24 protein-coding genes, 2 pseudogenes and 1 riboswitch are annotated in these 24,897 nt (G+C 70.8%); of the genes and pseudogenes, 15 read left to right on the forward strand and 11 right to left on the reverse strand.

Annotated features, from left to right (window positions below; genetic code table 11):
* Positions 1-13 precede the first annotated feature (13 nt).
* Positions 14-2,144: pseudogene (locus tag BT364_RS35925) on the forward strand (UvrD-helicase domain-containing protein).
* 39 nt (positions 2,145-2,183) lie between these two features.
* Here the strand turns inward: BT364_RS35925 and BT364_RS35930 are convergent.
* Positions 2,184-3,833, reverse strand: coding sequence for an N-6 DNA methylase (locus BT364_RS35930; RefSeq protein ID WP_072489376.1), 1,650 nt, complete (start codon positions 3,831-3,833; stop codon positions 2,184-2,186).
* 425 nt (positions 3,834-4,258) lie between these two features.
* Between BT364_RS35930 and BT364_RS35935 the strand changes: the two genes are divergently transcribed.
* From BT364_RS35935 to BT364_RS35960, 5 genes are all read left to right on the forward strand, one after another.
* Positions 4,259-4,513, forward strand: a complete 255-nt coding sequence (locus BT364_RS35935; protein ID WP_072489377.1) for a hypothetical protein — start codon at positions 4,259-4,261, stop codon at positions 4,511-4,513.
* Positions 4,514-5,437: 924 nt separating this feature from the next.
* Positions 5,438-5,574, forward strand: a riboswitch (adenosylcobalamin (AdoCbl) riboswitch).
* Between the two features lie 20 nt (positions 5,575-5,594).
* Entirely contained in the window at positions 5,595-6,581 is a 987-nt protein-coding gene (locus tag BT364_RS35945) for an ABC transporter substrate-binding protein (RefSeq protein WP_072489378.1), read from the forward strand.
* The gene (locus BT364_RS35950) at positions 6,578-7,633 is read left to right on the forward strand and encodes a FecCD family ABC transporter permease (protein WP_072489379.1); all 1,056 of its coding nucleotides are present in this window, start codon (positions 6,578-6,580) and stop codon (positions 7,631-7,633) included. Before BT364_RS35945 ends, BT364_RS35950 begins: the two co-directional genes overlap by 4 nt.
* Positions 7,630-8,418: an ABC transporter ATP-binding protein gene (locus BT364_RS35955; RefSeq protein ID WP_072489380.1), complete on the forward strand. Its 789-nt coding sequence runs from the start codon at positions 7,630-7,632 to the stop codon at positions 8,416-8,418. The genes BT364_RS35950 and BT364_RS35955 overlap by 4 nt, the downstream gene beginning before the upstream one ends.
* Complete coding sequence (locus BT364_RS35960; RefSeq protein ID WP_072489381.1) at positions 8,415-9,176, forward strand: (2Fe-2S)-binding protein; 762 nt, start codon at positions 8,415-8,417, stop codon at positions 9,174-9,176. The genes BT364_RS35955 and BT364_RS35960 overlap by 4 nt, the downstream gene beginning before the upstream one ends.
* Positions 9,177-9,393: 217 nt before the next feature.
* Here BT364_RS35960 and BT364_RS35965 read toward each other — a convergent pair whose 3' ends face one another.
* The 4 genes from BT364_RS35965 to BT364_RS35980 all read right to left on the reverse strand — a co-directional run bounded on the left by BT364_RS35965 (position 9,394) and on the right by BT364_RS35980 (position 11,885).
* Positions 9,394-9,867, reverse strand: a complete 474-nt coding sequence (locus tag BT364_RS35965) for a GNAT family N-acetyltransferase (RefSeq protein WP_079179816.1) — start codon at positions 9,865-9,867, stop codon at positions 9,394-9,396.
* Between the two features lie 194 nt (positions 9,868-10,061).
* Positions 10,062-10,655, reverse strand: a complete 594-nt coding sequence (locus BT364_RS35970) for a dienelactone hydrolase family protein (RefSeq protein WP_072489383.1) — start codon at positions 10,653-10,655, stop codon at positions 10,062-10,064.
* Positions 10,656-10,802: 147 nt separating this feature from the next.
* Positions 10,803-11,222 (reverse strand): hypothetical protein, encoded by a 420-nt coding sequence (locus BT364_RS35975; protein ID WP_072489384.1) that lies wholly within the window; start codon positions 11,220-11,222, stop codon positions 10,803-10,805.
* Between the two features lie 135 nt (positions 11,223-11,357).
* Positions 11,358-11,885 (reverse strand): DoxX family protein, encoded by a 528-nt coding sequence (locus BT364_RS35980; protein ID WP_072489385.1) that lies wholly within the window; start codon positions 11,883-11,885, stop codon positions 11,358-11,360.
* A gap of 237 nt (positions 11,886-12,122) precedes the next feature.
* Here BT364_RS35980 and BT364_RS35985 point away from each other — a divergent pair, with 237 nt between their 5' ends.
* Together BT364_RS35985 and BT364_RS35990 are read left to right on the forward strand one after the other, a co-directional pair.
* A complete protein-coding gene (locus BT364_RS35985) occupies positions 12,123-14,138 on the forward strand; it encodes an NADPH-dependent 2,4-dienoyl-CoA reductase (RefSeq protein WP_072489386.1) in 2,016 nt (671 codons plus the stop codon).
* A gap of 74 nt (positions 14,139-14,212) precedes the next feature.
* The gene (locus tag BT364_RS35990; protein WP_072489387.1) at positions 14,213-14,752 is read left to right on the forward strand and encodes a PadR family transcriptional regulator; all 540 of its coding nucleotides are present in this window, start codon (positions 14,213-14,215) and stop codon (positions 14,750-14,752) included.
* A 32-nt stretch (positions 14,753-14,784) separates the two neighbouring features.
* Here BT364_RS35990 and BT364_RS35995 read toward each other — a convergent pair.
* Together BT364_RS35995 and BT364_RS36000 are read right to left on the reverse strand one after the other, a co-directional pair.
* Positions 14,785-14,976, reverse strand: a pseudogene (locus BT364_RS35995) (hypothetical protein); the annotation flags it as partial.
* On the reverse strand, positions 14,973-15,821 hold the full coding sequence (locus BT364_RS36000; protein ID WP_072489388.1) for a phosphatase PAP2 family protein: 849 nt from the start codon (positions 15,819-15,821) through the stop codon (positions 14,973-14,975). The pseudogene BT364_RS35995 and the gene BT364_RS36000, both read right to left, overlap by 4 nt.
* A 161-nt stretch (positions 15,822-15,982) precedes the next feature.
* Here BT364_RS36000 and BT364_RS36005 point away from each other — a divergent pair, with 161 nt between their 5' ends.
* From BT364_RS36005 to BT364_RS36030, 6 genes are all read left to right on the forward strand, one after another.
* Positions 15,983-16,606, forward strand: coding sequence for a TetR/AcrR family transcriptional regulator (locus BT364_RS36005; protein WP_072489389.1), 624 nt, complete (start codon positions 15,983-15,985; stop codon positions 16,604-16,606).
* Positions 16,607-16,816: 210 nt separating this feature from the next.
* Positions 16,817-17,632 carry an SDR family oxidoreductase gene (locus BT364_RS36010; RefSeq protein ID WP_072489390.1) on the forward strand — a complete coding sequence of 272 codons (816 nt, stop codon included), beginning with the start codon at positions 16,817-16,819 and terminating at the stop codon, positions 17,630-17,632.
* A gap of 55 nt (positions 17,633-17,687) precedes the next feature.
* Entirely contained in the window at positions 17,688-18,701 is a 1,014-nt protein-coding gene (locus BT364_RS36015; protein ID WP_072489391.1) for an SPFH domain-containing protein, read from the forward strand.
* Positions 18,698-19,597 (forward strand): hypothetical protein, encoded by a 900-nt coding sequence (locus BT364_RS36020; RefSeq protein ID WP_072489392.1) that lies wholly within the window; start codon positions 18,698-18,700, stop codon positions 19,595-19,597. The genes BT364_RS36015 and BT364_RS36020 overlap by 4 nt, the downstream gene beginning before the upstream one ends.
* Positions 19,598-19,716: 119 nt before the next feature.
* Complete coding sequence (locus tag BT364_RS36025; protein WP_072489393.1) at positions 19,717-20,226, forward strand: nucleotide triphosphate diphosphatase NUDT15; 510 nt, start codon at positions 19,717-19,719, stop codon at positions 20,224-20,226.
* A 55-nt stretch (positions 20,227-20,281) separates the two neighbouring features.
* Positions 20,282-20,776, forward strand: coding sequence for an FBP domain-containing protein (locus tag BT364_RS36030; RefSeq protein WP_072489394.1), 495 nt, complete (start codon positions 20,282-20,284; stop codon positions 20,774-20,776).
* Positions 20,777-20,803: 27 nt separating this feature from the next.
* Here the strand turns inward: BT364_RS36030 and BT364_RS36035 are convergent, their stop codons facing one another.
* From BT364_RS36035 to BT364_RS40625, 4 genes are all read right to left on the reverse strand, one after another.
* The gene (locus BT364_RS36035; protein ID WP_072489400.1) at positions 20,804-22,030 is read right to left on the reverse strand and encodes a cytochrome P450 family protein; all 1,227 of its coding nucleotides are present in this window, start codon (positions 22,028-22,030) and stop codon (positions 20,804-20,806) included.
* A 105-nt stretch (positions 22,031-22,135) separates the two neighbouring features.
* Positions 22,136-22,702, reverse strand: a complete 567-nt coding sequence (locus tag BT364_RS36040; protein ID WP_072489395.1) for a GNAT family N-acetyltransferase — start codon at positions 22,700-22,702, stop codon at positions 22,136-22,138.
* Positions 22,703-23,014: 312 nt separating this feature from the next.
* On the reverse strand, positions 23,015-23,668 hold the full coding sequence (locus BT364_RS36045; protein ID WP_143166606.1) for a hypothetical protein: 654 nt from the start codon (positions 23,666-23,668) through the stop codon (positions 23,015-23,017).
* Entirely contained in the window at positions 23,644-24,081 is a 438-nt protein-coding gene (locus BT364_RS40625) for a hypothetical protein (RefSeq protein WP_256260378.1), read from the reverse strand. Before BT364_RS40625 ends, BT364_RS36045 begins: the two co-directional genes overlap by 25 nt.
* A 298-nt stretch (positions 24,082-24,379) precedes the next feature.
* On the opposite strand from BT364_RS40625, the gene BT364_RS36055 reads away from it, so the two are divergent.
* A partial coding sequence (locus BT364_RS36055; protein WP_371268691.1) for a transposase domain-containing protein occupies positions 24,380-24,897 on the forward strand: 518 nt, incomplete at its 3' end.

The raw sequence follows: 24,897 nt of genomic DNA on the forward strand, positions 1-24,897 counted from the left end.
GGGAGTTCACCTCGTGCCGCAGCTCGCGTTCGCCAACAGCTTCTGGGAGAGCTACGACGTCCTGGAGAAGCCCGTCAAAGCAGGCGTACGCAAGGCGATGCAGAAGTTCCAGCTGCTCTCCGTGCCCGAACTGCACGCGGACAAAAGGCTCCACCTCGAGTCCGTGCAGAACGCGCAGGACGCACGCATGCGGACCACCGCATCAACGACTTCTAGCGCGGTGTCGTCCTCGCCCCGGATGACGGCAGTGATGTGTTCCTGCTCGTCAACGTCGTACGGCACGACGACGCATACACCTGGGCCGCCAAACGGCTGTACACGACGAACTCCGCGACTCGCGCGCTCGAAGTCCGCAACGTGGTCGCCATCGAGCAGCTGACCCCGGCCCTGGAGAAGGCGGCTGCCGCCGCCGACTCCCTGCTCTTCGCGAAGTACTCGGACACCGTGCTGCGCGAACTGGGGATCGACGAGCAAGTGTTGCGTGCGGTGCGGACCATCATCGACAAGGCTCAGCTCAAGGCGTTCGAGACACTGTTGCCGGAGGACCAGTGCGAGGTGCTCCAGTACCTCGCCGAAGGGTTCGGCCCCGACGAGGTGTACCGGGACGTGGTCGCCGTCCGCCGTCCGGTCGACGCGGGCCCCGACCCCGACGAGAGCCTCGCCGTCGCCGTCGCCATCGCCAACACCACGAACCGCATCACCCTTGTCACCGGCCCCGAAGAGCTCGCGGACATCCTGGAGAAGCCGTTCACGGCCTGGCAGGTCTTCCTGCACCCTTCACAGCGCCGCGTCGCCTACCGGGTGTCGTACGGCGGCCCGGTCCAGATCACCGGCGGTCCCGGCACGGGCAAGACGGTCGCGGCCCTGCACCGCGTCAAGCATCTCCTCACGCGCTCGCCCGACACCCGCGTCCTGCTGACCACGTACACCAACGCCCTGGCCGGCTCACTGCGCGAGAACCTGTCCCTGCTCCTGGACGGTGACGACGCGCTGCTCGGCCGCGTCGATGTGACCACGGTCAACGCCTACGCGCACAACGTCGTGACCCACCTCGACGGCAAGGCCCCATCTCCCATGAACGATCGGGAGGAACGGCAGCTTTGGCAGCGTGTCGTCAAGCAACTGGGGCTGCCGTGGACGGAGCAGTTCCTGGCTCAGGAGTACCGACACGTCGTACTCGCCCAGGACCTGCGCACACCTGACACCTACCGCAGCGCCCTGCGGCGCGGGCGCGGCAGGGCGCTGCCGTCGGCGCGACGCGACCAACTGTGGTCGCCCGTCGAGCTGTTCGAGTCGATGCTGCATGCCCAGAAGGCCACCACGCATCTGAAGGTGTGTGCGCGTGCGGCCGACCTCCTGGCCGGGTCGGCGCCCACGCACGACCACGTCGTGGTCGACGAGGCGCAGGATCTGCACCCCGCGCAGTGGCGTGTCCTGCGCGGCGCGGTGGCACCCGGCAGCGACGACCTGTTCATCACAGGCGACCCGCACCAGCGCATCTACGACTCGAAGGTGTCGCTCGGCTCCCTGGGCATCTCGGTGGCCGGCCGCACCCACCGTCTGCGCATCAATTACCGGTCGACGGAGGAGATCCTGATCTGGTCGACCGGCATCCTCAGCCCGGTGTCGGTCGACGACCTGGGCGGCGAGGGAAGCGACAGCCTGGCCGGTTACCGCTCCCTGCTGCACGGCCGGAGGCCCCACGTGGACGGGTACGGCTCCGAGCAGGCGGAGGTCGCGGCGCTCGTCGAGCGCGTCGAGGGCTGGATCAACCAAGGCATCCGGCCGTCGGAGTCGGGGTGTGCGCCCGCTTCAACGTGCTGCTCGACAAGGCGTACGACAAGCTGACCGCGGCCAGGATCCCGGTGGTCCGGGTCAGGGACAACCCGGGGCCCGGCGCGGACGGGGTGCGGCTTGCCACCATGCACGCCATGAAGGGGCTGGAGTTCCGCTGCGTCACCGTCCTGGGAGTGACGGCAAGCGCGGTGCCGTTCGCCCGCGAGGTGACACCGGCCTCCGTGGACGCGCTGCAGCGCGACTCGGATCTGCTGCGGGAGCGGTGCCTGCTGTTCGTGGCGTGCACGCGTGCGCGGGAGGCGTTGGCGGTTACGTGGAGCGGGTCGGCCAGTTCGTTCGTGCCGTAAACGAATCGGCGTACAGGGCAAGCGATGTGACGCTCCCCGTCAGCTTTCCGGGGCGAGCGCGCCGTTGCCGAGCCCGTCCCTGGCCAGTGTCGCCGCGTCCCTGCTCAGCTCCACCACTCTCCGCGCTCGCTCCTCGAACTCCTGAAGCGCGCGGAAGGCTGCCCCGTACCGCCGTTGCTCGGTGATGTCCATCTGCGGGATGCGGGCGCCCTTGCCGTCGAGGCGGAAGGTGCCGCTGGTGCTCGTGGAGCGCCGGGTGTTGGCCGCGCTGCGCAGGAAGCCCTGAAGGTAGTCGGTGTCGAGCTGGTCGCTGATCGAGACCGGTTCCGGATCGCCGTACTCGACGAGCCCTGCGCGCGCGAGGTCAGCGACGCTGACGGTAGGTCCGTCCAGAGAGCTGGGACCATCGCCTTCGACCAACGCCGGCAGCAACTCCGCCAACAGCCTCACCTGCTCGGTCAGCTCCCGTCGCAAGGTCTGATACTCAACCGCGTAGTCGCGATGGGAATCCTCGACATGACGGCCGGGCGTGAGGTCCACGGCATCGTCAAGCAGATCGATCAGGGGAACTTCCGCCATCTGCTCGGGGGCCGGTTCCAGTGAGCCGTCCGGATCGCCCGCCGTCAGATCGACCATGCGGACACTGGTGACGGCATCCCCGAGGGTCCGCGGACGACGCAGCTGCCAGAGGTGGACCGGAAGCGCATGCGAGGCCGCCGTACCGGACGGAAGGGCGGTGACCTGGGTGAGGATGCCCCGTCGTACGAGCTCGGCGCGGATGCGACGGCCCGCCTTGCGGTAGGCGACCGAGGCGGGCAGGACCATGAGGACACGACCGCCGGGCGCGGTGTGCGCATAGGCGTGCTGCAACCAGGCGAGTTCGCCTTCGGCACGAGACGGGGTGCCGAACTCCCAGCGCGAGTCGAGCAGCAGATCCTCACGCCCCCAGTCGGGTTCACCGACTGGCGGATCGCAGACAACCAGGTCGGCCTTGAGGTCCGTCCACTGGTCGTCACGCAGGGAGTCTCCCGTGACGATGCCGACACCGATGCGCCCGGTGAGGTCGGCTCTCAGTCGCGCGAACATGGCCCTGTTGGCGTCGGACTCCTGCCCGCAGCGCCTGGAACCGTGCTCGGGACCGACGGCGAGCAGGAGGGAGCCGATCCCGCAGGCTGGGTCGAAGAGAGTCGCGCCAGGTGCCATCTCACCGGCGAAGTGGCATACGGCACGGACGACGCGCGGTGAGGTGACCTGGTCCGATCCGGCCCGGCGTACGGAGTCGGTGAAGCGCTCCGCGAGGACGCTCACCGCCTCTGCCGCGCCACCGCTCTCGGCCAGATCCCGCGCGAGCCGGACGACGTCCGCCGGAAGCTCCTCACATGCCTCTCCCTCGGTGAGGAGACGGGCGACATGCACGAGCCCGCCGAGCATGTCGTCGCCGTACACTCCGCGCAGCGCCTGCCACAGCTGCACCTCCACGGAGACTTCCTGCCCCTTGCTCTGCCTGTCCAGCCAGGCCTGCACCTCAGCCAGATCGAACAGCGGACTGTTGACACCCCCGCCGGTCGGCGTGGGGAAGTCGTCGTAACGTCGCCGCCAGTTCGAGACGGCGGCGCGGGTGACGCCCGCCAGCCTGGCAATCTCGGAGCCGGTGACCAGTGGGTTGGCCTCTGGGGCGGGAGTGTCCATCACACGGCCAACCGTACACAGCACTCATGCCGCTATCAATACATGTATTCGTTGACGGCGTTAACAGTGGATGCGATTACTTACTCCGTGTACCGAATTTTGTGGCTATTTCTAGGGCGCCCGAGGCGTCCCTGATCGCTGGCCGGTGTCCTACGAGAGGAGACCGGCCAGTGCGTCGCATGCTCACGCTTCTGCGACCGATGCGGCCATCCGGTCCGCTCGGCTGGCAACCGGCTGTGCACCGGGACTGCCGCCGCAGGGCCGAGCGGCTCGCGACCCAACAGTTCTGCCCGCGCTGCGGCAAGCCGGGTCACCTGCGGGAGGGCACCAGCTGATGCAGGTCGTGCTCGCGCCCGGTTCCACCCAAACAGCCACCGCGGATGCCGCGAGCGCGGCCAACCGCTGCGACATGCCGGACCGGGCCTGTGCTCGGCCTGCTGGCAGAGACATCCCGAACGCCCCTCATCCGCGGCAAGCGCTTCCGGGACCAGCTCACCGATCCGCCCGCCTGGCTCGAGAACTTCGTCACGAATGTCGCGGCCCGATTCTGCGTCGCCCGGACCTGCGGCCTCGTCACCGACCTGGGCCGATTCCTGGACGACGAGCCCTCCAACTCGACCCAGGCCCTGCTGGAGCGATCCCGAAGGCCCAGACGGTCGATGGGGTCCCTTCGCCCGTGAGGACTTCTTCACCATCCGCGCGCTCTGCCCTGCCCACCGACAAGGCCGAACGGCTCGCCGTCGATCGGCGCAAGCGCCGCATCGAGGCCGTTCCAGAACCGCTCCGACCGACTGTGGCCGTCTTCGATGCCTTCCGCATATCGGCTTAAAGTCGGCGCCGTGCTGGCACCCGCCTTCGCAGCGACCACAACCTGGAAACCGTCAGATTGCCCTCGAAGGCGACCAGGTAGTCCTTGCCGACCGGCCGAAGGTGCCGTTGGGTCATCAGACACGGGGTCGGCGGCAGCGGCTTGAGAGCCGCGTGGTCGCGGCTGGCCCGCTCCCGGATGACCTCCCAGTGCGTCCTGCGGATCTGGGCCCGCCACTGAGGCACTCAGGCTGTCAAGGCGACGCCCATCTCCTTGCGGACGAGAACACCCGTCCGGACAGGACGTGGTCGCGGACGATGAGGACCTGCCGTTCGAGGCGTCGTGGGGGCCGGTAGGCGGACGTCCGCCCGGAGGCCGTTCGGTCCGATGCTGACCGTTTGCTGACCCGAGCGGCCTCATCATGCCTCTGACCTGCACAGATGGCCAAGCGTTAGATCTTGGACTTGAACATTGTACGCATCATCAAGGCACTCCTGGGCGTAGGCTCCCTGCCTGCATTTTTGCAGGTCAAGGGCGTTCTTCACTGTACAACCGCACACCTTGGACTCGTAGATCGCAGAGAACAAAGGCCTCGGGAAACGTTGCCGAGACCAGCCAGAGCATCGACGCCGGCAAGAAGATCAAGGGATGCAAGCGACACCTGATCACCGACACCACAACAGCCTGAACATTGATCAGATGCCTTCGGTCGTAGCGGACATCGGCGTCCGGGGTCGACCGGGGCCGGCAGCGCATGGGGCAGGCCCTGCCGGAATACGCGGTCTGACAGAATGGCCTCCGAAAACTCAGGCGACGCGCGTCAGGAAACCGGTGTGAATCCGGTACGGTCCCGCCACTGTGACCGGGCTGCAGCAGCCCGGAAGCCAGATACTGGCCGCGCCGCCTTCTCGTACAACCCAGGGGACGAGGACATCCCCCGGAAAGGCTCGGCCATGCTCCGGATCCGCCGTGTACCACTCGCGCTCATACCGCTGCTTCTCCTGCCGCTCACCAGCTGCGGCTCCGGCACGAACGGCGAGCGCAAGGCAGAGGCCGCACCGGCCGCCGACGGTTTTCCCTACACGGTCACCAACTGCGGTACGAAGACGACCTTCGACGCCCCGCCGAAGCGGGTCGTCACCATGAACCAGCACGTCACCGAGATCATGCTGGCCCTCGGACTTCAGGACCGGCTGGCCGGGACGGCCTACCTGGACGACAGCATCCTGCCGGAGTACCGGTCCGCGTACGCCAGGACCACGGTGCTCGCGAAGGAGTACCCCTCCAAGGAGGTGCTGCTCGGCGCCAACCCCGACTTCGTCTACGGCGGGTACAACAGCGCCTTCGACAAGGCCAAGGGCCAGGACCGGGCGGGGCTCCAGAAGGACGGCATCAACACCCGGCTGAACATCGAGAACTGCACCGAGGGCAAGGTCGGTATCGATCAGCTCGCCACCGAGATCACCCAAGTCGCCAGGACCTTCGGCGTACCGGAACGCGGCGAGAAGCTGATCGCCGAGGAGCGGCAGAAGATCACGACGGTCGAGGCAGAGCTCAAGGGCTCCTCACCTCCCTCGGTGTTCGTGTACGACTCCGGCGACAGCTCCGCGTTCACCGCGGGCGGTAAGGGCATCGGCAACGAGATCGTCCGGCTCGCCGGAGGCAGGAACGTCTTCACGGACCTCGACGCCACCTTCGGCGACGTGTCCTGGGAGCAGGTCATCAAGCGCAAGCCCGAGGTGGTCGTGATCTACGACTACGGAGGCACTACCGTGGCGGCCAAGAAGAAGCGGCTGCTGAACGATCCCGCACTCGCGGACGTGCCGGCGATCAGGAACAAGAAGTTCGCGGTACTCCCGCTGTCCTCGGCCGTGCTCGGTGTCCGGGTGGCCGACGCCGTGCAGGACCTGGCCGGGCAGCTGCACCCCGGCACACCGTGAGCGCGGAGTCCGCCCGCCCCGGCCCGAAGTCCGTACTCCGCTCGCCCCCCGTCGTGATCGGCGTCCTCACTGTGCTGCTGCTCGCGGCGGCTGTGGCCGGTCTGGCGCTCGGCCCGGTACGGATTCCGCCCGGCGAGGTACTGAGTACGGTCCTGGGTGGTGAACGCACCGGTGCGTACCCGACGATCGTGTGGGAGGTACGACTGCCCAGGGTGCTGCTCGGGACCGTCGTCGGCGCCGGGCTGGCCCTGTCGGGCACGGTGCTCCAGGCGCTGGTGCGTAACCCGTTGGCCGATCCGTTTCTGCTGGGCACCTCGTCCGGGGCGTCAGCGGGCGCCGCCGTGGTCGTCGTGCTGGGGGTCGGCGCCGGGGCGGCCACCGACGTGGCGCTGCCCATTGCCGCGTTCGCCGGGTCCATGGCCGCGCTGGTCGCCGTCTACGCGATGGCCCGGCGCGGCGGCACCATGACAACGGGCCGGCTGATCCTGGCCGGGGTGGCGATCCAGTACGTGCTGTCCGCGTTCACCAGCCTGATCCTGGTGCTGTCCTCCCGGGCCGAGCATGTGCGGGCGATCCTGTTCTGGACCCTGGGCGGCCTGGGTGGCGCCCGCTGGGACCAACTGGCACTGCCCGCTGTGGTATTGGGCGTCGGGGCCGTACTCCTGATCAGCCTGGCCCGTCCGCTGGATCTGTTGCTGACCGGGGAGGAAGGGGCCCGCAGCCTCGGCCTGGACCCCGGACGCTTCCGGGGCGGGGTCTTCGTGCTGGTGTCACTGATCATCGGCGTGCTGGTCGCCTACAGCGGGGCAATCGGCTTCGTCGGCCTGATGATTCCGCACGCCGCCCGGCTGGTCGTCGGCGCGTCCCACCGCAGGCTGCTGCCGGTGACCGCGCTCGGCGGGGCCGTCTTCCTGCTGCTGGCCGATCTGCTGGCGCGGACCGTGGCAGCCCCCGAAGAGATTCCCGCCGGGGTGATCACTGCCCTGGTGGGCGGCCCGTTCTTCCTCTGGCTGCTGCGCCGCTCCAGCCGTACCGAAGGGATCACCGGATGAGCCCGGCACCGTCCCCGACGGCGCTCGCCGCCGACGGGATCAGCTACGAGGTGGCCGGCCGTACCCTGCTCGACGCGGTCACGCTGGACGCCGCCCCCGGCGAGACGGTCGGCCTGGTCGGGCCGAACGGCAGCGGCAAGACCACCTTCCTGCGCTGTGTGTACGGCGCCCTGCGCCCCGCAGCGGGTCGGGTCCTGCTGGACGGAGCGGACGCCGCGGCCCTCGGTGTGAAGGAACGGGCCCGCCGCGTCGCCGTCGTACCGCAGGACAGCCCCGGCACCTTCGGCCTGACCGTACGCCAGGTCGTGGCGATGGGCCGAAGCCCGCACAAACGGTTCTGGGAGCAGGACGACGCCGGCGATGCCCGCCGCATCGACCAGTCGCTCCAGCGCGTCGGCGCGGCGCCGCTGGCCGACCGGCGGTTCGAAGAGCTGTCCGGCGGGGAACGGCAACGGGCCCTGATCGCCCGCGCCCTGGTCCAGGAACCGGGGCTGCTGGCGCTCGACGAACCCACGAACCATCTGGACATCCGCTACCAGCTGGAGATCCTCGGCCTGGTGAGAACCCTGGGCACCACCAATCTGCTGGTGCTGCATGACCTCAACCTGGCCGCTTCCTACTGCGACCGGTTGTTCGTCCTCAGCGCCGGACGACTGGTGGCGTCCGGCTCCCCGCACGCGGTACTGACGGAAGAACTGCTGGCCGAGGTCTACGGGATACGATCCCGGATCGGCGTCCACCCGGTCACCGGCTCCCCCAACGTCGTCTACCTCCCGCTGTCATGAGTGACGACACTTCCCCCGTCTGGACGCCCTTGCCGCACGGGCCACGCTGGCAGGTCACCGAAGGCGAACCGTCCGCGAGCGAAGCAGGGCTGTGGCTGGCAGCCGACCGACTGGCCGATCCGGCGGGCATGGAGCTGTCGAGTCTGCTGGAGCGCGAGCGCACCGGCAGCGGCCACCGCACCGGTCATGCGACCGCGCTGACCCTGATGGCGGTGTACGCGGGCTGGGTCACTGCCGCCGCCGTGCTCCATTGGGCGCTGTACGACGAGGTCCCGGACATGCGGTCCGGCAATGTCCTGGTGCGCCCCGCCACGCACGGGATCGACGGAGTCCGGGTGCGCAGAGCCCGGCTGCTGGTGCCCCGGGCCGGGGAGGACTCCGTACGGCTGCTGCACCGCACCGTGCTCGATGGGCATCTGCTGCCCATCGCCGATGCACTGCACCGTCGTACCCGCGCCGGGGCCAGGCAGTTGAGTGGAGGGATCGCCCATGGCTGCGCCACAGCGCTGTGCGCGTACGGCGCGCGGGTGGATCTGCTGGCGGCCCGCTGGCGGCAGATCGTGGACACCGCACCCGGCGGACTCGCGACGCTGGGCGAGGTGGTACGGGTCCGACGAGCGCCGGACGGCCCGGAGCGGCTGGTCTATCTCCGCAACACCTGCTGTCTGTACTACACGGGTGCGGAGGCGGTGCGCTGTGCGAGCTGTTGTCTGACAAGCCGCGAGGAGCGACTACGGGCCTACACGAGGCCGAGGTAGCACCAGCGGCTCCGAGGCCCAGGCACCGGTTCCAGCGAGGACGGCGCGCAGTCCCGGCGGTCGACCTCGGCATTGGGCCGTTGGGTGAGCCAGGCGGCCAGGGCGAGACCGACTGCGGCGAGGGTCGAACGCGGCCGCTCGGCGCAGCCGGCAATGGTCCGGAGCGACCCGGTGGACGGCCACCGCGCGCGGCCCGGCAAGGTTCGGGCGCGGTGGCCTATGGCTCAGCGGTGGGCGAACGCGGGGGCGCTTCCCCGGGCCGGTAGACGCACTCCGCGAGCGTCGCGTACTTCTTCCAGCCCAGCGTCTCGTACAGCGCGCGCCCGGCGTCGGTCGCACCGAGAACGCCGAGGACCGCGCCCTCTTCCAGCGCGCGGTCGGCGAGCGTACGCATCACGAAGCCGCCCAGCCCGCGCCGCCGGTGGGCCTCCTCGGTCACCACCCGGTCCACGGCCACCTCGTCCCCGAGGACTGCCATCTGCCCCTTGGCCGCCTGCCGGCCCGCCGCATCCAGTCCCCGGACACAGATGACTCCTCCGCCGGACTCCAGGGTCGTGGTGTATCCCTCGGGCGCGGCCGGGTTCGTAGCCATCAGGTCCAGGGCCATCAGATGCCCGGTCTCCTCCCAGGCCACGACCCACCCCTGAGGCAGCCAGGGCTCGATCGTCTCCGGTTCCGCGGGCATCTTCATCCACGTCCGCGGCGCGGTCACCGAGGCGGCGGCACTGCGGACCGGCGACAACGGTGGCGGAGGGCCGCGGTGTTGCCGTCACCGGCAGTGACGACAAGACGGCACGGGTGTGGGACCTGGCCGGCGGAGAGCCCATGGGCGTGCCCCTCGTCGGTGGGGTGGGCGGTGCGGCCCTCCCGTCGGCCGGACCTGTGTCATACGTCCCGGTGGCCGGTGTCCAGCGAGCGGAGGAAGGCCAGCGTGCGGTCGAGCAGCAGCGCGGCGGCCTCGGCGTCGTAGGACGGCAGCGAGTTGTCGGCGAACAGGTGCTGATCGCCGGGATAGAGGTGCAGTTCGGCGTCGGGGGCCTCGTCGGCCAGGGCGCGGGCGGCGTCCGCGTCGCCCTCGTCGGTGAACAGGCGGTCCGCCTCCATGGCGTGGACACGGACCGGGAGCCGCGACGGCCACGCCCCGAAGGCCGATGTCGGCACGCATGAGTGGACGAACACGGCGCCGCGGGCGCCGGCTCGTGTCTGTGCCAGCTTCTGGGCGGGCAGCACGCCGAGGGAGAACCCGATGTAGACCAGCTCCGCCGGTGAGTCCGCCACCGCCCGGACGCCGCGGTCGAGCAGCTCGTCGAAGCCGGTCTTCTCCGCGTACGCCAGTCCCGCGTCCAGGGTGTCGAAGGTGCGGCCGTCGTACAGGTCGGGGGTGTGCACGGTGTGCCCCTCGCCGCGCAGGGCGTCCGCGAAAGCGGTCACACCGGGGGTCAGGCCCTGGGCGTGATGAAACAGGAATACTTCGGCCACCGTGAGCCTCCAACAGCCTTCGGTCAAGGATCGGTTGGTCAATCTAAAAGGTCCGGGGGCCGTTGATCAATCCGGAGACCGTTGATCAGCGGCGGCTTCCCGGGCCGCGGAACCGGTCCGGAGACCGGACCGCGTCCGGCGGCCTCCTCACTCCTCGGGCGGGGGTGCCAGCAGCATCGGCCAGTCGGCGTCGGGCGCCCGGTCCGGGGCCCCGGTGAACACCGCGGGCGCCGCCCGCGCGTACAGCTCCGGGTCCGCCTCGGTCTCCGCCCGCAGGACCAGCACCGCCTCCGGGTCGGCGGACGAGCGGCCGGGGAACGCGACGAGGTCCGCACCCGTCCGCGCCGGCGGGGCGGGGTACACGGCGATGTCGACCGTCAGGCGGCGGCCGTCGAGGGTGTGTTCGGCCCAGCCGTCGGTCTGCGACAGGAACAGCACACCGTCACCCTCGTAGCAGTGGTCACCGAGCCGGGCGACGGCACGCTCACCGGGTGAGCCGTCCGGGTCGACGCGTACGACCCGGTCACCGAGGTGGACTGGGACACCCCGCTGGACAAGGACTTCCACGGTGCGAGCCCGGAGTGGAGCACGCCAGGAACGCCTCCCCGGCCGCGTCGCCGCCCTTCCGCAAGCAGCGCAGCGGATCCGGGACCGGGCGGCTCCCTCCCTGGGGTGCCGTCCGGTCCCTGTCCCGCCGGGCGGTCAGGTCGCGTCGGGGTCGACCGCGACCCGCCCCCTGGCGCGCCTGCCGACCACGGCCGCCGCCGCGACGGCACTGCCCGCGAAGGCCAGGGCGACCATCCACGGCTGGTTGAAGACATGCCGGGTGGCATGGTCGACGGAGTAGCGGCCGGGCCCGGTCAGGCCGATCGCCGCGGCGGTGAAGCCGAGGAACGCCGGGTACTCGTAGCCACCGCCCTGCGCGAAGAATCCGGCGGGTGCGTGGACGGCCACGGCGCCCGCCATCGCCCCGGCCGCGGCCGCGCCGGCCGCCGGGGTGGCGAGGCCGAGTGCCAGCAGCACTCCGCCGCCCGCCTCGCCGAGCCCGGCGGCGACCGCGCTGTGCTTCGGCGGGTGGAAGCCCATCGCCTCCATCGCGGCGGTGGTCCCCTGGATGCCTCCGCCGCCGAACCAGCCGGCCAGCTTCTGGGTGCCGTGCGCGACCAGTACCGCGCCGGTGCCGACGCGCAGGACGAGCAGGCCGAGGTCACGCCGGTCGAGGCAGGCCATGGGTGTCTCCGCAGGGGTTCGGGGGTGGGCGGGGTAAGCATGTGCGGTCGCACCGCGTCGGGCGGATGCCGCGCTTCCACTTTCCGCGCCACGGGCCGCCGACGGGTCCTGGTGTTACGCCGTTCGGGGGACGGGCCGTGCGCGGCACTGAGACCCACGCCATTGTGCAACTTGTTGCACAATGGCGTTCCGGTGGTCTACAACTGGCGCAACCGACACTGCGCGAGGAGCCGCCGCATGAGCCCGTACCCGAATCTGCTGAGCCCGCTCGACCTGGGGTTCACCACCCTCCCCAACCGGGTGCTGATGGGTTCGATGCACATCGGTCTCGAAGAGGTCGAGCGCGGCTTCGAGCGGATGGCCGCCTTCTACGCGGAGCGCGCCCGGGGCGGCGTCGGCCTCATGGTCACCGGTGGCATCGCCCCCAACGCCCGGGGCTGCTCCTTCCCCGGCGGGGCCAAGATGACCACCGAGGCGGAGGCCGAGCAGCACGCGCGGGTCACCGCCGCCGTCCACGCAGCGGGCGGCCGGATCGCCATGCAGATCCTGCACTTCGGCCGGTACGCACACCACCCCGCTCTGGTGGCGCCGAGCGCGATCCAGGCGCCGATCAGCGCCTTCACCCCGCACGCCCTCACCGACGACGAGGTCGAGGAGACCATCGAGGACTTCGCGAGGGCGGCCGAACTGGCCCGCCGCGCCGGGTACGACGGGGTCGAGATCATGGGCTCCGAGGGCTACCTGATCAATGAGTTCATCGCCGCGGCCACCAATCACCGCACCGACCGCTGGGGCGGCTCGTACGAGAACCGCATCCGGTTCCCCGTCGAGATCGTGCGCCGGGTCCGTGAGCGGGTCGGCAGCGACTTCATCGTGATCTACCGGCTGTCGATGCTGGACCTGGTGCCGGGCGGTTCCTCGCTGGAGGAAGTGGTGCGTCTCGCCCGCGAGATCGAGTCGGCCGGGGCGACGATCATCAACACCGGGATCGGCTGGCACGAGGCGCGCATCCCCACCATCGCCACCTCGGTGCCGCGTGGCGCCTACACCTGGGTCACGGAGAAGGTGCGCGGGGCCGTCTCCGTGCCGCTGGTGACGAGCAACCGCATCAACACGCCCGAGGTCGCCGAGGAGATCCTCGCCTCGGGCCGGGCGGACATGGTGTCGATGGCCCGGCCGTTCCTCGCCGACCCCGACTTCGTCGCCAAGGCCGCCGAGGGCCGCGCCGACGCGATCAACACCTGCATCGGCTGCAACCAGGCCTGCCTGGACCACATCTTCAGCGGCCAGGTCACCTCCTGCCTGGTCAATCCGCGCGCCTGCCACGAGACCGAGCTCACCCTGTCGCCGACCCGCACCGCGAAGCGGGTGGCGGTCGTGGGCGCCGGGCCCGCCGGTCTCGCGTGCGCCGTCTCGGCGTCCGAGCGCGGGCACCGGGTGACACTGTTCGACGCGGCCGAGGAGATCGGCGGCCAACTGAACGTGGCGCGCCGGGTCCCCGGCAAGGAGGAGTTCGACGAGACGCTGCGCTACTTCCGTACCAGGCTCCGGGAGGAGAAGGTCGAGCTCCGGCTCGGTACGCGGGTCGCAGTCGGCGCGCTCGACGGTTTCGACGAGGTCGTCCTCGCCACCGGCGTCACCCCGCGCTCCCCCGCGATACCGGGCCAGGACCACCCCAGCGTGGTCGGCTACCTCGACGTCCTGCGCGACGGGGCCCCGGTCGGTGAACGGGTCGCGGTCATCGGGGCGGGCGGCATCGGCTTCGACGTCGCCGAGTTCCTCACCGACCCGGGCGACGGGGCGAGCCGCGACCCCGAGGTGTTCTTCCGGCAGTGGGGCGTCGACACCGGCTACCGCGACCGCGGCGGCCTCCGCGCCCCGGAACGAGCGAAGACCCCCCGGACCGTCCACCTGATCCAGCGCAGGACCGGCAAGGTCGGCGCGGGGCGGGGGAAGACGACCGGCTGGATCCACCGCACCGAGCTGCGCCACCGCGGCGTCACCATGATCGCGGGCGCCGCCTACGACCGGATCGACGACCAGGGCCTGCACCTCACGGTCGACGGCGAGCAGCACGTCCTGCCGGTCGACACGATCGTGGTCTGCGCCGGTCAGGAGCCGCGCCGCGACCTGTACGAGGAGCTGCTCGCCGCAGGCCGTACGGCGCATCTCATCGGCGGCGCCGACGTGGCGGCCGAACTGGATGCCAAGCGGGCGATCCGCCAGGGCACGGAGCTCGCGGCCTCGCTGTGACGCGCCGGCCTCGTGGCGCGGGGACCGGCCCCCGTACCACGGGGCCGCGGCCGGCCGTCCATAGGATGCACCCCATGTCACTCCCGCATGCGATTCTCACCGCCCTGCTCGAGAAGCCGTCGTCGGGGCTTGAGCTGACCCGCAGGTTCGACCGGTCGATCGGCTACTTCTGGTCCGCCACGCACCAGCAGATCTACCGGGAGCTGGGGAAGCTGGAGCAGGCCGGGCAGATCCGCGCGCTGCCTTCGGAGCAGCCCGCCCGGGGGCAGAAGAAGGAGTACGAGGTGCTGCCGGCGGGCCGTGAGGCGCTCTCCGCATGGGTGGCCCGCTCCGAGGACCCCAAGCAGGTCCGGGATCCGCTGCTGCTGCGCATGCGGGCCGCGGCCGTCGTCGGGGCACCTGGTCTGGATGCGGAGCTCCGCCGCCATCTGGGGCTGCATCGCCGGCAGCTGGCGCAGTATCTGGAGATCGAGGAGCGGGACTTCCCGCCCGAGCGGAGCTCCGAGGAGGACCGGCTGCGCCACCTGGTGCTGCGCGGCGGCATCGATCTGGAGAACTTCTGGATCGGCTGGCTGACGCGGGCACTGGATCAGGAAGAGAAGCCGGGTCCGTAGGTGGGTCGTTTCTGTACGTGACAGTCCAGTGGCGCCGCGACATGCAGCAGCGCGCCACCGGCGTTCAGCGCGACCGCCGACCACCAGGCGCCTCGTCCGAGCAGCCGCAGCACCCCGGCGTCCGGTTCGGTCCGCCCGGCGAGCCGCGCCTGCGCCACCGCGGCCGAGGCGTAGGCGGCGGCGGAGACCAGGGACAGCGCGACGGCGATCACGGTGGCGTTCATCGCCGCGCCCCGGTCGAGGCGTACGCGGCCGGGACGGCGGGCTCGGTGGCGTACGGCACGGCCGACGGCGCGGGTTCGCCCGTCGTGGACGGCCACGGGAGAGGGGCCCGTACCGGATCCGTGCGCGGCAGCCGCAGTGCCGCGAGGGCCACCGCGAGCAGCGCCGAGACCACGATCGAGTCGAGCCAGTAGTGGTTGGCCGTGCCGACTATCACCAGCAGGGTGATGAGCGGGTGCAGCAGCCACAGCCAGCGCCATCGCGTCCGGGTCGCGACGTTCAGCCCGACGGCGACCATCACCGCCCAGCCGAAGTGCAGCGAGGGCATCGCGGCGAACTGGTTCGCCATCGAGTCGGTCGCCGGAGTCGCCCCGTACACCGTCGGTCCGTACACCTGGCCGGTGTCGACCAGTCCGGCGGCGTCCAGCAGCCGCGGCGGGGCGAGCGGGAAGAGCAGGTGGAGGGCGAGCGCCGCGCCGGTGAGTGCGGCGAGGATGCGGCGCGACCAGACGTAGTGGCGGGGTCGGCGCCAGTAGAGCCACACGAGGAAGAGCAGCGTGGCCGGGAAGTGCACGGTCGCGTAATAGGTGTTCGCGAGGTGGATCAGCGTCTCGTTGTGCAGCAAAAGGCTCTGGACGGCGCCCTCGCCGGGCAGGTGCACGGCGCGTTCGAAGTCCCAGACGTCTCCGGCATTGCGGTACGCCTCGTCCACGTGACCGTTCGCGGCCCGGCGGCCGATCTTGTAGATCACGAAGAGACCCACGACCAGAAGAAGTTCGCGGACGAGGGGCGGTCGGGCAGAACTGTCCGGCTCCCGATCTGCTGGCTCGCTACCGGCGTACATCACCCGGTGCCCCTTTGCTGATGAAGCGGTGTTACGGCGGCATGGTCCAGTCCATGCCGCATCGATACGCCAGTGTACCGATACGCGAACGTATCGGTACACGCGCGTATCGGTACACTGGCGTATCGAAGGACCTCGTCGCAGCTCGCCGAGAGGGAAGACACATGTCGCCGCAGGAAGTCGCACAGGAACCGGCACACACGCCGCGCCGCTCGAAGATCACGCCGGAGCGGGCCCAGGAGTTCTACGCGGCCGTGCTCGACATGCTGCGAGAGTCCGGTTACGAGGCGCTCACCATGGAGGGCGTCGCCGCGCGGACCCGCTGCGGCAAGTCCACGCTCTACCGGCAGTGGGGCTCCAAGCCCGAACTGGTGGTGGCCGCACTGCACGGCACCCGGCAGGCACTGCTTCCGCACATCGACACCGGCAGCCTCGCGGGCGATCTGCGTGAGGCGGCACGGTCGATCGGCGCGGGCTCGGGGCGCGACACCCCGCTGGTGCACGCCCTCAGCCATGCCGCGCTGCAGAGCCCCGAGCTGCTGTGCGCGCTGCGCGAGGTGCTGATCGCGCCCGGACTGGCGGCGATCGACGCCATGGTCCGGCGCGGCGTGGAGCGTGGCGAGATCCGGCCGGACAACCCGGCGGCGGAGTTCGTCTCCGCACAGCTCCTGGGCGTGATGCGCGCCCGGCCACTGCTGGAGGGAAAGAACGCGGACGAGGCGTATCTCACCCGGTTCGTGGAGAACGCGATCCTTCCCTCGCTCGGACTGAGTGCGCCCGCGCACTGAGGGCTGTCCCAACAGACGTGGGCCGTTGTCCGAGCGGATGACGACGACCCGCAGGCGCCGCACCGTGGGGACGGGGGCGGCGCACCATCCGGGCGGCCGGTGACTCCTTGGGGACTCACCGGCCGCCCGCGGTTCTCGCACCTGTTCCACCAAACAAACAGTTGGTAGATTTACCCGACCGTGCAGGACGGAAGACGGCGGGGCGGACCCATGGACATCGGCAATCCCATCGACTTCACGGGGCGGGCCGTGATCGTCACCGGTGGCACGAAGGGCATCGGCGCCGTGATCGCCGAGGCGTTTCTCGCCGCCGGGGCGGACGTCCTGGTCTGCGGCCGCGGCGAACCGCCCGAGTTGCCCGGGAGCGGCACCCGCCGGGCGCACTTCCGGTCGGCCGACGTCCGCGACCCGGCGGCGGCCGCGGCGCTGGTCGACGCGGCGGCGGATCGCTTCGGACGGCTGGACGTGCTCGTCAACAACGCGGGCGGCTCCCCCGACGCCGACGCGGCCACCGTGTCACCGCGCTTCGTGGAGAAGATCATCGCCCTCAACCTCCTGGCCCCGTTCCATGTGGCGCAGGCCGCCAACCGGGTCATGCGGGAACAGGACGCCGGAGGCTCGATCGTCAACATAGGCAGCGTCTCCGCGCACACCCCGCAGCCGGGCACGGCCGCGTACACGGCCGCGAAGGCCGGACTGCTCGCGCTGACCCGGGCGCTGGCCCTGGAGTGGGCGCCGAAGGTTCGCGTCAACCACATCACGACCGGACTCGTCCGCACGGAGAGTGCAGCATCGGTCTACGGCGAGGACGGCGGCGCCGCGCTGGCCGGGGTCATCCCGATGCGGCGGATGGCGACACCGGACGACGTGGCCCGCGCCTGCCTGTACCTGGCGGGCGACCTGGCCTCCTACGTCAACGGAGCCGATCTGGCGGTGCACGGCGGGGGCGAGGTTCCGGCCAGATTTCTCGCAACAGCACGGGGCTCGACGGCCGAGGCCGGCGAGCACCCTTTCTCGTCCTCTTGACGATAATCATCAGCCCCGTTATCGTCTTCACGACGAGAACAAAGGGGGGCCCGACATGGCCGACATCACCAGGCGCTTCGGCTGGCGCCATCTGCGCTCCGCGCCCACCGCACACATCCGCCACCACAAGCGCGGCCGGCTGGCCCACGACGGGCCGGGGCTGAGCTTCTGGTACCGCTCACTGAGTGCCGCACTCTCGGAAGTCCCGGTGAACGACCGGGAGCTGGCGATGGCGTTCCACGCCCGTACGTCCGACTTCCAGGACGTCACCGTCCAGGCCACCGTGACGTACCGGATCAGCGACCCGGCCGAGGCCGCCGCCCGGCTGGACTTCTCGGTCGACCCGGACACCGGGGTCTGGCGCGGCGCCCCGCTGGAGCAGATCGCCACCCTGCTGACCGAGACCGCCCAGCAGCACACCCTCGACGTACTGACCAGGACGGCGCTGGCCGAGGCGCTGGTCGACGGTGTCGCGTCGGTACGCGACCGGGTCGCCGCGGGGCTCGCCGCCGAACCGCGGCTGCCCGCCACAGGTATCGACGTGGTCGCGGTACGCGTGGTGGCCATCCGCCCCGAGGCCGAGGTGGAGCGCGCCCTGCGCACCCCTGCCCGCGAGCAGATCCAGCAGGAGGCCGACCGGGCCACCTATGAACGCCGCGCCGTGGCCGTGGAGCGGGAACGGGCCATCGCCGAGAACGAGCTCGCCAGCCAGATCGAACTGGCTCGCAGGGAGGAGCAGTTGGTCGAGCAGCGCGGTACCAACACCCGCCGCGAGGCCGAGGAGCACGCAGCGGCCGACGGGGTACGCGCCGAGGCCGAGGCGGCACGCAAGGTGCGACTGGCCCGCGCCGAGGCCGAAGCCGCCCGCGAGGTCGGCGCCGCGCGGGCCGAGTCCCAGGCGGCCTGGCTGCGGGTGCACGGCGAGGTGGACGCCGCGACCCTGCACGCCCTCGCGGCGACCAGGCTCGCCGAGAACCTGCCGCGCATCGACAGCCTCACCCTCTCCCCCGACGTACTCACCGGCCTGCTCAGCAAGCTCGGCAGCACCGGCCCGGAGACCCGGGCATGAGCCTCGCCCCGCGCGCGGTCCTGGTCCACCGCACCACCGAGTACGAGGAGTTGCTGGCCCGGCACGGCACGCACGGACAGGCCGCCTTCTTCCTCTCCAGTCGCGGCCGGTCCATCGACGAGGTGGCCCGGCGGCACCAGCGGACCCAGCAGGCCCTCGCCGATGTCGCGTCCGCCGTACCGCTCCAGTGGCGGCAGTCGCGGGTGGAACGCGCGGACCTCGACCGTTTTCTGTTCGGGCCGGAGGACGTGGTGGTCGTCGTCGGACAGGACGGGCTGGTCGCCAACGCCGCCAAGTACCTCTCCGGCCAGCCCGTCGTGGGCATCGACACCGAGCCCGGACGCAATCCGGGCGTGCTCGTCCGCCACCGGCCCCGCGACGCGGCCGCCCTGCTCCGGGCGGCCGCGTCCCCCGGAGGCGCGGCGGACGAACTCACCATGGTCGAGGCGGTGGCCGACGACACCCAGCGCCTCCTCGCCCTCAACGAGATCTACCTCGGCCCGCCCGACCATCAGACCGCCCGCTACCGGCTCGGCCCGGACGCACCCGACGCCGCCGCCGAGCCGCAGGCCTCCTCCGGCGTCCTCGTCGGCACCGGCACCGGCGCCACGGGCTGGCTCCGCTCGCTGTGGCAGGAGCGCCGCAGCGAACTCCGCCTCCCGGCGCCCACCGACCCTCGCCTCCTCTGGTTCGTCCGCGAGGCCTGGCCCTCCCCCGCCACCGGCACCTCGCTGGTCGCCGGCGAGTTGAGGCGCGGGCAGGGGCTGAGGCTCACCGTCGAGTCCGACCGGGTGGTGGTCTTCGGAGACGGGATGGAGGCGGACGCAATGGAACTGACATGGGGTCAGACGGTACGGCTCGGCATCTCGGCCACATCGCTGCGGCTGGCCCTCTGACGTCCTGCCGGTCCGCGTGCAGGGCGGCGGCGCGGTGGTCCGTAGGCTGCCACGTACGACCGGAGTGCCGGGCCCCGCGCCCGCGCACTCCCCCACCTGCGAGCAGCACAGGGAGCACCATGAAGACCACGCCCGCGGACACCTCTTCCCGCAACACCCGCCCGCCGCAGGCGCAGGCGGCGCTCGGCGTGGGTGTGATCGTGCAGGACGGCCAGGGACGGGTACTCCTCGGCAGGCACCACGGCGGGACCTGGGAACTGCCGGGCGGCAAGGTCGACCCGAACCACGAGTCCATCGCCGAGGCGGCCGTCCGTGAGCTCCGGGAGGAGACCGGGCTGGAGGCCGACGCGAAGGACGTGCGCGTCTTCGCCATGCTCCACGACGTGGTCGGGGGGATCAACCGGGTATCGATGGGCGCCGCGGTGACCCTGCGGTCGGCGAGCCCGCGGGTGACCGAGCCCCATCTGATCAGCACCTGGCAGTGGACCGGGCTCGACGCCCTCCCGGAGCCGTTGTTCGGCCCCTCCGCCCAGGTGCTCGCGGCCTGGCGTCCCGATCTCCCGATCGAGCACCCGCCCGCGCACCGGCTGGCCATCGCGGACACCGAGGGCACCGTGGACGACGCATAACCTTGCCCTATTAATCATTTGCCTAGTGGTCATAGGCAGAGCTAGCGTCCCCCGCATGAAGGCCGTGACAGAGCAGGACATCCGCGCATCGTTCGCCAACTGCTCCAAGGGGGAGGCGAAACGTCTGCCCCTGCCCCGTGATCTCGACGAGCAGCCCTGGGACGATCTGGACTTCCTGGGGTGGCGGGATCTCTCCGCCCCCGGACGCAGCTACATCGTCACCGAACGCGGCGACGAACTGATCGGCGTGACGCTCCGCTTCCCCTCCCGGCAGCGCGGCTTCCTCCACCGGAGCATGTGCTCGCTGTGCCTCACCACGCACCCGGGGAGCGGCGTCTCGCTGATGACCGCCCGGAAGACCGGCGTCGCGGGGCGCGAGGGCAATGCGGTCGGCCTGTACATCTGCACCGACCTCGCCTGCTCGCTGTATGTCCGGGGCAAGAGGACCGCGGCGCCCGGCGCCCGTTTCAAGGAGACCCTGACGCTGGAGGAGCAGGTGGAGCGGACCAGGACCAATCTCGACGCGTTCCTGGCCAAGCTCCTCGGCTGACCCGGCCACCGGGCGCGGCGCCGGTCCTCAGTCCGGGGCGTCGGCGGTGAAGGTGACGGGCAGCCGCTCGGGGCCGCGCAGCACTCCCGGCCGCCACCGCAGTTCCCCGGGCGGCACGGCCAGGGCCAGGTGGTGGAGGCGGCGCAGCGCGGTGCCGATGGCGATCTGCCCCTCCAGCCGGGCCAGCGGCGCCCCCAGGCAGTAGTGGATGCCGTGCCCGAACGCGAGGTGGGCGTTGTCCTGCCGGGAGATGTCCAGGCGGTCGGGGTCGGGGAAGTGGTCCGGGTCGCGGTCGGCGATGGCGGACGCGACGAGCACGGTCGCGCCGCGCGGGATGTCCACGCCCGCGATGGTGACGTCCTCGCGCGCGAACCGGGCGATGCCGGGGTTGACCGGTCCGTCGTAGCGCAGGAACTCCTCGATCGCGCCCGGCAGCAGCGCCGGGTCGTCCCGCAGCATCCGGAGCTGGTCGGGGTGGACGAGCAGCGCCGCGATGCCGCTGCCGATCAGGTTGACCGTGGTGACGTACCCGGCCACCAGCAGCAGGAAGGCCATGGCGATCAGCTCGTCCTCGTCCAGGCTCCGCTCCTCGTCCCGGGCGGTCACCAGCGCGCTGAGCAGATCGTCTCCGGGGCGGTCCCGCTTGGCTGCGATGAGCCCGGTCAGGTACCCGCGCATGTTCCGCCATGCCTCGTCCGTCCGGGCCGGGTCCGGTGGCCCGGCCCCTTGCAGGACCAGGTCGTCGGTCCACCGCTGGAATTCGTGCCGGTCGGTGACGGGTACGCCGAGCAGTTCGCCGATCACGGTGACCGGGAGCGGCAGCGCGTAGCTTTCGACGAGGTCGGCGCGGCCGTCCGGCCCGATCCCGTCGAGCAGCCCATCGGCGATCTCCTGGACGCGGGGCCACAGCCCGGCCACCCTGTGCGCGGTGAACGCCTTGGACACCAGCCGGCGCAGCCGGGTGTGGTCGGGGGGATCGGTGCGGAGCATGTTGCGCAGTGCGGACTCGCGGTCCGTGGCGGGCAGCCGCTCGATGAGCCGGGGGTCCGACGCATCGCGGACGTCGCTGCTCAGCCGCGGGTCGGACAGTGCGGCGAGGCCGTCCTCGTACCGTGTGACCAGCCATGCGTCCAGGCCGCCGGCGATGACGGCGCGCCGTACCGGGCCGTCCTCGCGCAGTTGCCGGTAGACCGGGAAGGGGTCCGCCACGAAGGCCGGATCGGCGTAGGGAAGAAGGACCGGCTGCTGGCTCATCATGCCTCCCGGAGGCCACCGCACCTCTCCGCGCGGTTTTGTACGCTCTGAACCGTTTGTGCGCTGCTGCGTTCCAGCGTAGTGGCCCTGGGACGGCCCGCGCTGTCAGGATGCCGGTTCGCCGTTCCCGCGGCACCAGGTCCGCAGCAGCACCTGCCGCCCCTTCGCCTCCCGTGCGACGGGCTCATCCGTGGTGGGCCGGAATCCGGTCGATCGCGCCACGGCGGCACTCGGGGCGTTGCCGGCCTCGATCCGGAGCAGTACCCGCCGCGCGTCGAGACGCTGAACGGCGTATTCGGTGGCGACCGTGACCGCTTCGGACGCCAGTCCCCGGCGCCGGTACCGGGGCCCGATGCCGTAGGCGAGCTCGATGTCCCTGTCGTCCAGGTCGTCCTGGCAGATCAGCACCTCGCCCTGGGGCTGCCCGCCGTCGGCCGTGATGGCCAGTTGCATACGACGCCCCTCGGCCCGCGCCTCACGGGCCCGCCCGAGGTACTGGCGGGCGGCGTCCGCGTCGAACGGCGAAGGTACGGGCGTCCAGCGGCTGATCTCCGGGTCGTCGTACATCTCGATCAGCGCGGGGATGTCCTCCTCGTCCCACTCCCTGAGCACGATCCGTCGCCCGGCCAGGCGGACAGGGGCGGCGGGCAAGGTTCTCGGTCGATTCTCCATGCACCGATCGTGCCCTGTCCGACCCTGATCCGCCGCACAGGCCCGAGTGCCGTCACGTCGCATTCGGCCCCGGGCAACTCGGTGCGGAAGAAGAGAGGTTGCACTCCGCGGGTACAACGGCGGGGAGTTGCCCCGGCCCCGGGAACGGCCCAGAGGCCGCGTCGGAAATATCCGATACGGCCTCTGGGCGACGGACGCAGACCGGCACGGACGGCCCAGGGCGAGCTCGCACGCACGGGCGAAGCGCGCACCACCACCGTCGGGCCGGGCGTGGCCGGTTCCGGGCCCGTGCCGGTACGCGCTGCCCGGTTGTCACCAGGTGGTGAGGTCGACCGCGTGGGCGCAGTGCGGGTCGGTTCCGTCGGTCGTCCAGCGTTCCTTCTCGCGTACGAGCGTGGGGAGTGCGGCGAGCAGCGCGGTCAGCGCGCCGGTGAGGCGCACATCGACCGCGACCGGCCCGTCGGCTTCCCCGACCGCGATGTAGAGCCGCATGCTGTCCTGCCCCGTGAGGAGGAAACCGCACAGCGGGGGGCTCGGTGGTGACTCGGTGAACGGCCAGGCCAGTGTTCGCAGTACGCGCAGCACTCGGTCCGAACTTGTCGGCGGAGCGGGTTCGACGACGGAGGTGTCCACCCGGACCAGGGCCATGCCCATCACGGACGCGTCCGGATGCGGGGGGCCGCCGGCTGTGAGCGTTCGTGTCCAGCCCAGCACCAGCGGGGCGGTGACCGGCTCGTCCTCGTCGTCCACCAGCGGTACCTCGTAGGCGACCAGCGCGTTCGGTGCCACGGCGTCGCCAGTACCGGTCACGATCCGGACCGCGTCCCGCGTCGGCAGCACCCCGCGCAGGCAGGTCCCGCCGACGAGAGGCACCGCCGTGTAGTCGAGAAGGAAGCGTGTGATGTACGCCTGCTGCTCGACCGTCTCCCCGCACAGCCCGCTCACTCGTTGATCCAGTTCGGGCACTTGGTGACGCCCTTGCAGTAGGCCGTGATGACGCCGATCTTCTTGCCGTTGCCCGCGTCGTACTCGCCGTCCGCGGTGCGGCGGGCGTACTGCACGATGACCACGATATTGACGAACCGGGTGCCGTTGCGGGCGACTCCGTAGTACTCCAGGCGCCCCCCGCTCTTCTTGTCCACCTTCCCGGCCAGAGCCGCGTCGACGACTCGACACTTCCTGATGTTGTGCTTGCCTGAGAAATGGTTCCAGCCGAGATCGCCGTTGCCGTACCGAGTAGGGATCACCCGACCCTCGGGATCGGTCTCCTCGCACTTCGTCTTCTTGTTCCAATGCCGCTGTGCCGACGCGTCGGGCACCGGCCCGGCAACGAGTACGGCACCCACGGCTGCTGCGGCCAGGGCGCTGATCAACTTCATGACCGGACCGTGCCACACCCCGGCCGGTCATACGCCGTCTTCGCTGACAGGATCGTTCCCTTGCCCCCGGACGAGTGACTCTCCGGCCTCACACACGAATTGACCGGCCAGGCAGCACCACCAGCACGCCCTCGCGGCATAGAGATCGAGTGTCCAGGATCACGGGGAAACTTCCAAGGCCGGGTAGTTAGCGTTTTCGCAGGTCACGCAAGGGGTGTTGACGGGTTCTCGACGTGGAGCAACGGAGCTCGTTGGTACAGGCAGTCGTCCAAGACAGCTTGTCCCGCAAGGAGCTCCGTTGCCTGTTCATTGTGTCTCGCCGTCGGCGCTGACGGCCATCACCCGTACGGTGACTGTGGCCGCAGGCCGGTTCGCTCCCGGACATCTGGGAGAACTGACGCCGATCATGCCGTTCGAGCTGGTCGACGCGGTCTTGTCCGAGACCAGGACCGTACAGCGGCGGTTGCGTGATCTGCCCTCGCGGGTCGGCATCTACTTCCTCCTGGCGATGTGCCTGTTCCCCGAGATCGGCTACCGGCTGGTCTGGGACAAGCTGACCGCCGGCCTGTCGGGGATGCCGATCGTCTGCCCGAGCACGAAAGCGCTACGTGATCTGCGCCGCAGACTCGGCAGCACGCCGGTGCGGGCGTTGTTCGAGGTGCTGGCTGGGCCGTTGGCCCAGCCGAACACACCGGGGGTACGGTTCGGCCCGTATCGGACGGTGTCGTTCGACGGCTGCAGCTCGATCAAGGTGCCTGACAGCGAGCGCAACCGGAGCTGGCGGGGGCGGTGTCCGCACGGCGGCTATCCCCAAGT

This window comes from Streptomyces atratus (genome assembly GCF_900119365.1).
GTDB lineage: Bacteria > Actinomycetota > Actinomycetes > Streptomycetales > Streptomycetaceae > Streptomyces > Streptomyces atratus_B.